This is a genomic window from Coprococcus aceti, from assembly GCF_025567285.1.
Taxonomy (GTDB): Bacteria; Bacillota; Clostridia; order Lachnospirales; family Lachnospiraceae; genus Coprococcus; species Coprococcus aceti.
Map to the genome: position 1 here is coordinate 1 of NZ_JAOQJT010000007.1, position 7,432 is coordinate 7,432.

5 protein-coding genes are annotated in these 7,432 nt (G+C 33.4%); 4 read left to right on the forward strand and 1 reads right to left on the reverse strand.

Going from position 1 to position 7,432, the window contains the following annotated elements; genetic code table 11:
- Positions 1-118 precede the first annotated feature (118 nt).
- The 4 genes from OCV54_RS10060 to OCV54_RS10075 are packed head-to-tail and all read left to right on the forward strand — an operon-like array spanning position 119 to position 3,738.
- The gene (locus tag OCV54_RS10060; RefSeq protein ID WP_172678740.1) at positions 119-1,012 is read left to right on the forward strand and encodes a helicase-related protein; all 894 of its coding nucleotides are present in this window, start codon (positions 119-121) and stop codon (positions 1,010-1,012) included.
- Positions 1,009-1,206, forward strand: a complete 198-nt coding sequence (locus OCV54_RS10065; RefSeq protein WP_055223846.1) for a hypothetical protein — start codon at positions 1,009-1,011, stop codon at positions 1,204-1,206. Before OCV54_RS10060 ends, OCV54_RS10065 begins: the two co-directional genes overlap by 4 nt.
- Positions 1,197-3,191, forward strand: a complete 1,995-nt coding sequence (locus tag OCV54_RS10070; RefSeq protein ID WP_055223848.1) for an AAA family ATPase — start codon at positions 1,197-1,199, stop codon at positions 3,189-3,191. The genes OCV54_RS10065 and OCV54_RS10070 overlap by 10 nt, the downstream gene beginning before the upstream one ends.
- A gap of 1 nt (position 3,192) precedes the next feature.
- The gene (locus OCV54_RS10075; RefSeq protein WP_055223850.1) at positions 3,193-3,738 is read left to right on the forward strand and encodes a hypothetical protein; all 546 of its coding nucleotides are present in this window, start codon (positions 3,193-3,195) and stop codon (positions 3,736-3,738) included.
- A gap of 193 nt (positions 3,739-3,931) precedes the next feature.
- Here the strand turns inward: OCV54_RS10075 and OCV54_RS10080 are convergent, their stop codons facing one another.
- Positions 3,932-6,916 (reverse strand): NB-ARC domain-containing protein, encoded by a 2,985-nt coding sequence (locus OCV54_RS10080; protein WP_055223852.1) that lies wholly within the window; start codon positions 6,914-6,916, stop codon positions 3,932-3,934.
- Positions 6,917-7,432: the final 516 nt, after the last annotated feature.

Here is a 7,432-nt window from a genome sequence, read left to right on the forward strand (position 1 = left end):
TCAACACACATCATTTTAAACTCATAACTATAACGCATAAAAATACCCTCCTTACTGGTTGTCCAGTAAAGAGGGTACATATCAAACGGCAAGATATCGCCTTGCATTATCGGCAACCTTGGAGAGACACAGAGATGAGAATGGAACTCTCGCTTTAAGGCAGTATTTTGGAAATGACTGTATTAACTTTTCTTTGAAAGATGCAATTGATGGTGGCTTTTTAACACCGTATTATTATTATCCGTGCCTGGTGTATTTGGATCCTGAAGAGTTAGAAGATTACAATGAATTGACGCGAAAAATAATTAGATGTGGTGGAATTGCAGAAACAGGCGAAACGAGTGACTATGTTGAAAAATTGCTGATAAGGAGAGCTAGAATAATCGCTGGTTGTAAATCAAAGATTGATAAACTGATAGAAGTTATTGAACCTTATAAGGAAGACTATCACATGCTAGTTTATTGTGGCGCAACAAGCTACGATAGAACAGATATGGATGATGATGATCAGGTTAGGCAAATTGATGAAGTAAACAGAAGACTGTATACTCAATTGGGAATGAAAGTGTGTAAATTCACTTCGTCTGAAGATCCTGAAAGAAGGATAGAAATAAAAAAAATGTTTGTTGATGAATCGTTGCAGGTTATAACTGCAATAAAATGTTTGGATGAAGGTGTAAATATTCCGGCGATAAATAGAGCATTTATTTTGGCTAGTAGCAGTAATCCAAAAGAATATATACAAAGAAGAGGAAGGGTATTAAGGAAGGCTGAAGGGAAGGAATATGCAGAAATTTATGATTTTGTCACTCTTCCAAGAAAACTAGAGGATGTAAAATATCTTGATGAAGAAGAGAGAAAGAGAGATTTAAATCTTGTGTATCGTGAATTTGAGAGAATGATGGATTTTGCTAATACATCAAGTAATCCAACAAAATCAGATTTTCTAATAGCAAAAATACAAGAAACATATCGCATTAATAAGCGTGCATTTAAGGAGGAGAGCGAATGAATGATTTTATTACAGAGGATAATGAACTGATCGAATATGAAAAAATAGAAGTGGACGAGGAGCGCTTGAAACGTATGATAATCAGGATATATACTGCAGAGCGATCAAACACGAAAACAGCTAAATATGGTGAGCGTGAAATGAAAGATCTTATAAAGTCTATTATAGAGGGGGAGGTAAAAAAATGTTATTAAAATCGATTGAATATTTTAATTTCCGCCCTTTTCTTGGAAAACAGAGAATAGAGTTTTCTGCTTCAAATGAAAAGGAAAATGTAACAGTTATCTTGGGGGATAACACACACGGAAAATCCACTTTCGTATTATCGTTCATTTGGTGTTTTTACGGAGTGAGTAAATTTAATAAGCCTAAAATATTAAATGAGAATGTTGAAAATGATATGCGACCGGGGGAACAAGGAAAGGCGTATGTTCAGATTGAATTTGAAGATGATGGTAAAATATATACGATGAAACGTACTCAGCGATTTTTCATGCAAAATAATGGCGTGTTGAAAGCAGAAGATAGTATCGCAAATTTGACATATATAGAAAATAATGAACAGAAAACAGTTGGTAAAATGCAAAGTGATATAAATGTTGCTATTAAATCTATTTTACCATATGATTTATCTTCATTTTTCTTTTTTGAGGGTGAAAAAGATAATGAAATATCAAAAAAGGATCTTAGCGGTGCGGTAAAAATATTAATTGGACTGGAGGCTTTTGATAATATGAGAAAACACCTTCATGGCCCTCAAACTCAGGATTCACCAACTGCCGCAAGCGTTATGGGATATTATTGGGAAAAACAGAAGGATGCAAGTGGGGATGCTGCAAAAAAAGCATTTGCTGAAAAAGTTGCAGCAGAGAAAAAAATTGGCAATGTACTAAAGCGTATTACAGAAATTAATAATGAAATTGTAGAATATGAAGATAAAATTGAGGAGATTAATCAAGTGCTTAGAGAAGCCGCGCCGTCAAAAGAGTTACAGAGACGCCGTGACCAGATTGCAAGAGAGATAAAATCTGCAGAGGAAAATGAACGGAAAAAGAACAAATCATTTTTAAGATGTTTTAGTGAAGAATCATTGGCATTGTTTTTGACACCTCTTTTGGGTAAAACAGCAGATAAGCTAGTGGAGTTAGATGTTAATGATAAGGGGATAAAAGGTATTGAAGCAAAGGCAATCCGGGAGTTATTGCATAGAGGAGAATGCCTTTGCGGAACAGATTTAAAAGAAGGTTCTGCGGCATATAAGAGTGTAGAAAAATACATTGAATATGTTCCCCCTAGGTCTATAGGTGTATTAGTGAGCGATATGCAGGATAAAATTGCTGAATATTCCGAAAAAAATAAACAGTATGTTTCTAAGATGGAAGATTTGTACTCGGAGATTTTAAATTGCAGAACTAGAATAGATGAACTTGAAAGAGAAGACAAAGAAATATTAATCAAGATAAGAGAAATTGGCGAGTTTGATACAAATGAGGCGGAGAAAAATCTAACTATATATAAAGGAAGATTGAGGTCTCTTAGAGAAGAATTACAAAGAAAGAATTCTGAAAAGGGAAGTTTGGGATCGGCAATTGAAACGGCAACAAATAATTTCAATATGTACAAGAATAAAAATAAGGAAGTGAGGGAATATCAAGTTTATTATAAATATGCAGAGGCAATTTATAATTGGGTTCAGGACAATTACGAACAGAAAGAACAGCAAGTTAGAGATAAATTGAATAAACATATAAAAGAACTATTTGATAACATGTACACTGGACATAGAGATATTTCGATTGATGAAAAATATAATATAAACCTTACATTCAATGGCAAGGATGTTGATATCACTGGCGGATTAAGAGTAATTAAATATTTTTCGTACGTTGGAGCATTGGTTAAAACTGCATACGAAGTAATGAAAGAGAGAGAAGATGGTGATAATGGAGAAATGTTAGGAGAACAGTATCCTCTTGTTTTGGATGCGGCTTTTTCCCATGCGGATTCAACACATACTAAAAATATTGCACGTCAGCTTGCATCTGCTACTAGTCAGCTTATTTTTGCGGTTATGGAGAAAGACTGGAATTATGCAAAGGAAGGGCTTGATGGACATGTTGCAAGAATATATGAGCTACAAAAAATAAGTGAAACAGAAGTGAAAATAGTGGAGGTGTAGTATGGCTGGTATTTCTGAAAAAGGTAATAATGGTTTATTTGGAAATGAAGTTGAATTTAATGGAAAATATGCTACATATGCTCGTTTTCTAAAAGATGAAGTAGGTGTATTTCAGACATTCAGAGAAGTATATGTAATCGGGGCAATCGTCGGTTATTTAAACAATAGAACAGAATCTAAGGATGAAGGAGATAAGGTACAATCTGCCTCAATTTTTCCAAATGAATTGAGTAAAAGGAAGATTGATCTAAGACATATATATAGAACAATAATGCTTTTAAAGGAAGAGGAAGGATTTACTCTTGATGATTACAAGAATAGAGCTTTTAGAGACGATCCTGTTGAAAATCCGGAAGTATATAAGAAAAATATGCAGATATTTAATTCTTATGCCTGTGGAGGCGTTGAATATTTATATGAGATGTTTAGAGATAAAAATAATGTAGAATCGGTGGTGGATACGTTATATCAGTTCTTGCATGAATTTAGTGTTGATGTTGGCATTGTGGAAGAAGAAGAATTGCCTGAATTTGATTTGAAGTTCTAAGAGAAGGAATATTGAAGGAAGACCTTAAGATTCTAGTGGTCCCAAGAAGATTAAAATTTTTTTGATATTTACACTATACAACAAGAACATCTGTTTTCCAAAAAGTTCTAGGAAAGAACTCGTAAATGCTCCATAGAATGTTCAATTTCTTACTATGGAGTATTTACGTTTTTGCCACCTGTATACATGAAAACTATAAGTGGTAAAGAATATGCAAGGTGTGTATTTCCTGTTTATACATACCAGGATTATCATTATCCAAAGTAATATATAATGTCAAGGCCTTGTCAAATTGTTCTAATGCTTCAGCATGACGTTCTGGGCATAACATCAGTAGTTTGCCATATAAAGCCGTTGTACGAGCCTCTGAACTCATATGCTGTCCAGGGAATCGTTGGTCAAGTCGCTGGTAAATTACTATAGCGTTATTTATATACATTTCTGCATTTTGGATTTTTGATTGTCTCATTGCAGTATCTAGATAATGATTAATTCCCATAATGTTAGAGGTAGGCTTTTCGTTTAGATTTGTATATATCAGTTCTGCTAAATTAAAATATGTCCATGCTACCTCAGTAGAATCTATATTTCCTCTGGCATTTGCGAGAGATATCCGTATATCCAATGCTGTCTTGAGGAGTTTCTCTGTTTGCCTTTTATTTTCTAATATTTCATCCATAGTTAGATAAGTTATATCATTTGGGTTGGTATTTTTTGAAAATATAACTTTTGAAACATCAATGTTCGTATAAAATGCGCCAAGGTTATCAAGGCTCCATGCATAATCGTGTAATAATCGATAGTGTTCAGGATGTGCTGAACACAGAATTTCACGATAATTTACAGCTTCATTAAGATAGATATCAGCCAAAGTGATTCTTAATATGTCATTATTAAGGGAATTGCTTAATATATACCCTAAATGGTCTAGGCTGGTAGCTAACATGAGAATATTGCTATCAGTGTTTCCTTCCTCTTCTATAATCTGCTCTGCCAATTCAAGTGATTCCTTAAGTGTGAGTTCGGCATCTTTATAGCCAGACTTTGTGTATGAAAGCATATAGCCATAATAATATGTACATTTCCAGTACTGTTTCATATCGATATCATTCTTGGATGAAACTGATGAAAAATAATCATGAGCTTTTTTATAATAGTATTTACCCAAATTGATATTTCCGCGTTTCCTGGCAAAATCGGCAATATTGATCCAGTCATTTGCAGATAATATATCACCTTTATAAGACAGACAATCAACAAAAACAAGTTTCCTCAATGATGTCTCAAAACTATCAGATTCATTAAAAAATGAATTATCGGTGATTGAAGAGATAATTCCACCTAAGCATTTTCCTTCTCTGATCATTTCTTGCTTTATGTCCCAATATGTGGAATTTGTTTCTTTTGAGCAGGAAATTGCCTGATTCACCAGGGGATGAATAAAGAAATAATCATTTGTCTGTTTTATCCAGCCTTCTCTTACAAGTGGTGTTATGTCCTTCAGATTAAACCCCATCCAATCAGTTACTTCTTGAGTGAATACTCTTTCATTTTCTCGGAGACAATGAAAATCCCATAATATTAACTGTTGAAGAGGACTCCTTGTCTTAATATTAAAAAGCTTATATAGCTGACTTGCGACAGTCTCATTTCCTATGTCATAATATTCATCGTCAGACTTATCGGTTTTTAAAATCGTATAGTCGTGATTAGTTTCTACTAATGTATCGTCTGCATAACTGAAGTTATTCTTTATACGTTGATAGTATTTGTTTAGGTCGTGAGAAGAATGATAGCAGCCTTTGGCAAGTAACTCTATAACCATTGTGTTATATCCTGCAAGAGCACATAATGTCCTAACAGTTTCTTCATTGGATGAACGATATTTTTCTGATTCCGGAGAGTAATGATAAAACAATTCTATACATTTTTTGTCATCAGTTGCATTTCCTAGGTTTTCTATTTCATATGATGTTTCATATCCAGGTAATTCTGGTAATCTGGATGTAATAATAATTGTTATATTATTCCAAGAAGACATTCTTATAAGTTCTTTGTCTTGTCTTGGGTGTTGATTAATGCTGTCAATGTTATCGACATTATCTATCACAAGCAATTTTGATTGAGAGCTGTTTTTGAATGCTTTTTTTAAAGTCTCCCATTTTTTCGTTGCATCATTTTCAATCATTGTTTCATCGCTATAATTGATGGAAATATCAGATATCATACTTTGCTTAATATTGCCGGAGTAGTTAATCCATCCATAGCAGTCGTATTGATCTTTCAAATGAAAATATATCATACTTGCAAGACTTGTTTTTCCGCAACCACCCATTCCGTGAAGAAAAATATTAGAAACTTGATTGCTTCGTAGATCATAAGTTATATTATTAAATTCCTTTTCACGGAAAAGCACCTTTTGTGATGTGCTATGGATTATCATAGAATTAGTTAATTCTTTAGGAAGTTTATAATTTTCTGCTTCTCTATAAAGTATGGTGTTTGTAGATGCACCTACAACAGTATAGTCTGTAAGTTTGTGGGGAAAAATAGTATTTGGGCATATACAATCATTTAGCTTATCACTTTTATCGAGCGATCGCATTTCATATGGAATTACTTTAATGTGTCTTTGGGCTATTTCTGATTTGAGGTTAACGCTTGTATTTAAGAAAGTGATGGTTTCCTTTCCTAGACGATTATCACCTGTTGTGAATACGTAAAATAGGATATTAATCAGAAATTCAGTTAAGTCTATACAGTCAGTAGTAAGTAATTCTTCTCTTTTATATCCAGAATACATGTTAACAGTTTGAGTTAAACCGATGGTTATATCTGATGATATCGATCTGTCGTGTTCTATTATATAAATTACGGAGGAAACAAAATCCTGTATTTGATTTTTATCAAGTATACTTTTCTGTAATTCAATAGATGTTTTTTCAAGTTTGTCAATAAGTATATCTTCGTTTGTATCTAGGCATTCCTCTCTAGCTTCTTTCAAAACAACACAGTCACAATTTAACAGATGACTAACTGTTCCCCTGTCTTCAAAATCTCTTTTGGCAACAAATTCTTGAAAGGTCTTAGCGCAAACAGTTTTCCGATATGCATAGTTTCTTTTGCCATAATATTTTTGGGACATAAGAGTGAGCAAAACACCGATACAAAGATACATTTTAAAACCTCCAAAGCAATTCAGATAATAAATTACGCAAATATTATAACACATGAGATATAGCATTGCTATACATATAGCTGGAATGGATGTGTTTGATTCGGTGAAGATTGTGTATGAGTACAAGGTTCAAAAATTCAACTTTTATTCAACTTATTATCAGCCAATGTTGATTTCAAATATAGTATAACGAATATGCAAGGGAAAATGATTCAGCAAATAAAAAATTACAGACTTGAAATTCCCATCTGATGATGATCTTTGGCACAGATCGAAACATAGGCAGTAACATTACTGGGTATGTCATGGGAGCCGGCCGGTAACCTAAAAAGTATATTTTAAGGAGGATAAAATTATGTCATTTTGGAATGAAACCGTTTATGAGAATGGAGTTGAGGTAAGGTACAGCAACAACTGTGAGTTGTATCATTTGGATCCAAAGACGGGAGAGTATGATGCAAAGATTGATGTATATCCAAATCATATAGAGACATATACATCAGAGAATAGTTACTG

Excerpts from the sequence above, each read along its gene's own strand:
- OCV54_RS10065 (WP_055223846.1), top strand. The coding sequence starts at position 1,009 with ATGAATGATTTTATTACAGAGGATAATGAACTGATCGAATATGAAAAA.
- OCV54_RS10070 (WP_055223848.1), top strand. The coding sequence starts at position 1,197 with ATGTTATTAAAATCGATTGAATATTTTAATTTCCGCCCTTTTCTTGGA.
- OCV54_RS10075 (WP_055223850.1), top strand. The coding sequence starts at position 3,193 with ATGGCTGGTATTTCTGAAAAAGGTAATAATGGTTTATTTGGAAATGAA.
- OCV54_RS10080 (WP_055223852.1), bottom strand. The coding sequence starts at position 6,916 with ATGTATCTTTGTATCGGTGTTTTGCTCACTCTTATGTCCCAAAAATAT.